This window comes from Vibrio makurazakiensis (genome assembly GCF_050337375.1).
Lineage (GTDB): Bacteria > Pseudomonadota > Gammaproteobacteria > Enterobacterales > Vibrionaceae > Vibrio > Vibrio makurazakiensis.
The window spans coordinates 1-3,371 of sequence record NZ_JAKJSW010000321.1; the positions used below are offsets into that span (position 1 = coordinate 1).

The 3,371-nt window shown below is 43.9% G+C and carries 4 protein-coding genes; all 4 read left to right on the plus strand.

Features of this window, described 5'->3' with window-relative positions; translation table 11 throughout:
- A partial coding sequence (locus L4C33_RS20750) for a hypothetical protein (RefSeq protein ID WP_428814290.1) occupies nt 1-189 on the plus strand: 189 nt, incomplete at its 5' end.
- On the plus strand, nt 190-1,122 hold the full coding sequence (speB, locus tag L4C33_RS20755) for an agmatinase (protein WP_428814291.1): 933 nt from the start codon (nt 190-192) through the stop codon (nt 1,120-1,122). It begins immediately after the preceding gene.
- 261 nt (nt 1,123-1,383) lie between these two features.
- Complete coding sequence (emrD, locus tag L4C33_RS20760) at nt 1,384-2,589, plus strand: multidrug efflux MFS transporter EmrD (protein WP_428814292.1); 1,206 nt, start codon at nt 1,384-1,386, stop codon at nt 2,587-2,589.
- A 167-nt stretch (nt 2,590-2,756) separates the two neighbouring features.
- Nucleotides 2,757-3,371 (plus strand): AzlC family ABC transporter permease (locus tag L4C33_RS20765; protein WP_428814293.1); only part of this gene is annotated, 615 nt, incomplete at its 3' end.

Below are 3,371 nucleotides of genomic sequence, written 5' to 3' on the forward strand. Positions count from 1 at the left end.
GTTATTGAGTCAATCAATGAAGGCGATACTGTGGAAGATATGATGCGTTACGTGCATATAGACGTAGATAAAATCCGCACCAATTACCGCGAGTTAGTAAGCCAGCGTGTTGCAGCTGAAGAACAGCAAAATGTTTTGTTAGAGCTTGAGCAAGGCTTAACTGGCTATACGTATTTAGAGGATTTCTGAATGAATGATTTATTTACAAAAACGGATTATTCGCTTTACTCGAACTCAATGAGTTTCATGCGTCGCCCTTATGTGAAGAATCCAGTAAGTGCAAACGCTGATGTCGTGGTGCTCGGTGTTCCACTTGATATGGCAACCTCTGGTCGACCTGGCGCACGTATGGGACCTGACGCGATACGAAGAGCATCGGTAAACCTGGCGTGGGAAGGGAAGAAATTCCCATGGAGCTTCAACCTATTCGATACCGTGAAAGTGATTGATGCAGGAGACCTAGTATTTGATTGTGGTGACGCTGAAGATTTCACCTATCGTCTAGAAGCCGCGACGGCAGAGATCCTAAAAAGTGGTAAAACTATGCTTGGTCTTGGCGGTGATCATTTCATCACTCTGCCAATCTTACGAGCATATGCCAAGCACCATGGAGAAATGGCGTTGATTCATTTCGATGCTCATACTGATACCTATGCTAATGGCAGTAGCTATGATCATGGCACGATGTTTTATCACGCACCAAATGAAGGGCTAATCTCGCCTAAGCACTCAGTGCAAATAGGTATACGTACTGAATATGAGCAAGATGAACATGGTTTTAATGTCATCAACGCTATGCAAGCAAATGACTTAAGTGCTGAAGAGATCGTAACTCAAGTTCGTGAGATTGTGGGGGATAAACCTGCCTATATTACTTTTGATATAGATTGTTTAGACCCAGCCTTTGCTCCGGGCACAGGGACACCAGTTTGTGGCGGGTTAAACTCTGACAAAGTATTAAAAATCATTCGAGGTCTAGCAGGAATAAATGTCGTAGGAATGGATGTAGTCGAAGTCTCGCCACCTTATGATCAAAGTGATATGACGGCCTTAGCCGGTGCGACCATTGCTCTAGAATTACTCTACGTATGGGCTAGTGGTAAAGCCGACGTCACCGAATAATAGCAATATACATTCAAGGGAGCGTAAGCWCCCTTTTTAATAATAGCCATCACAAATCAATTGCAAACATAACAGCCCGCCTCTAAATTTGGATTACTTTTACTAATCCAAGTCACAAAAAACAATAGTGCTATAGATCACACTTTTATATTGATGAAATATCAAAACAGCCATAACATCTCGCTCCTAAAATTGTTAAGCGAAAATGAAAGCATTAGCTTAACTAAGTAAATAACTTATTTAACATCTGGAGATAGGAAGATGTCTGCTTCGTTCCCATTAGCGAAACTCACCTTTTTGATTGCTATTTTAACAGCAGTCGGTCAAATGACGCAGACCATGTATGTTCCTTCAATTGGCCACATGGCCAGCGAATTCGTCGTATCTCCAGCATCACTCCAGGCTGTAATGGCTTGCTACTTGATCCCATATGGGTTTTCTCAATTTATTTATGGTCCTCTTTCTGATCGTCTAGGAAGAAAACCTATCATCATAGTTGGGCTTTTAATCTACATTGCAGGTACGTTAATCGCTCTATTTTCTCCGCATTACCAGTGGTTTCTGGCAGGCAGCTTTATTCAAGGTTTAGGTATAGGTTGTGGTGGAGCGATGTCACGGACACTTACTCGCGATTGCTTCTCGGGAAGCGAGCTACACCGTGCAAATAGCCTTATCAGTATGTGCGTGATTTTTTCACCATTAATGGCCCCAGTTCTTGGTGGCTACTTAACTGAAGCTTTTGGCTGGCGCTCAAGCTACTTATTTTTGGCTCTGTTTGGGATCGCAGTAGTCATCACTATGATGACAAGCATGATGGAAACTTTACCAAAACAAAGCCGTCGAAAAGAGCCGGTTATGCTCAGTTACAAACATGTTCTGTCAGAGCGTAGCTTTCAAGGATATCTCATTTGCTTAGTCGCAATATTTTCAGGCGTCGCAGTGTTTGAAGCCGCAGCAGGAGTATTACTTGGTGGTGTGCTCGGGCTTCCAGCCACGACGGTTAGCTTACTGTTTGTATTACCAATACCAGGGTATTTAGTGGGTGCAGGACTATCTAGCATTATTGCACAGCGTAGCAGTGAATCCCGTGCGTTAAACGTAGGAATAGTTGCCGCAATAGCTGGATCAATTATTGTGCTGATTCCAGGCTTACTTGGCATGACGAGCGCTTTAACGTTAGTAGGTGGAGCAACTATCTACTTCTTAGGTGCTGGCATCTTATTTCCAGCAGCAACAACAGGCGCACTAACACCGCTACCATTTCATGCTGGCACTGGTGGGGCTGTGCTCGGTGGAATGCAGAATTTGGGAGCAGGCTTAGCCACATTAGCCGCTTCTATGATACCAGCTCAAAGTCAGTTACCTCTTGGCGGGTTAATGCTCATCATGTCGATACTGGCTTTGCTTGGGCTTCGTCGTGTTAATGGAAAACCAGATCCATCTAGCGAGCTTCCTGTAACGGCTTAACTTAATTTAAATGGGGGTGTTAGCCCCCATTTCCCGCTACTCACTTATCCGCTACTACTTTGTTCACTTCGTCTCATTGACTATTTAGCTCCAATCAAGCAACTTTGTACAATCAGAAACGCTTGTTACTCCTTAAGGTGAGATGAAACTCCCTTTTGGAATTAGGTATGGACGCTACTATCTCGAATTCACATAGCTCAAACTCAATCAGCCGATCACGGCTATTCGCCCAAGGCACTATCGCAATGCTCCCTTTAAGCATTGCAGTATTACCATGGGGACTGCTCGCGGGATCTTTTGCGGTAGATGTCGGCCTACACCCTCTTGAAGGGCAAGCTCTCTCTGCGATTCTATTCGCAGGCGCGGCTCAACTTGTTGCTATGGGGATGTTTAAAGCAGGTGCAGGGTTAACAACAATGTTAATTACCACCTTCTTCATTACTTCTCGGCATTTTCTCTACAGTATATCCATGCGAGATAAGATCAGCCCTCTACCATTAAAATGGCGATTAGCTTTAGGCTTTTTATTGACGGATGAGCTATTTGCAATTTGTGGTAACCAATCGAAAAAGCAATTTAAGCCATGGTACGCCCTAGGTGCGGGTTTAAGCTTTTACCTGTTTTGGAACCTAGCCACTATGATCGGTATTATCGCAGGGCGCTTGATTCCCGGTCTCAATGAATGGGGGCTTGAATTTGCTATCGCAGCTACTTTCATTGCGATCGTCATTCCGACAATTAAGAATATTGCGATTCTATCTTCTGTTATTTCAGCTCTTATT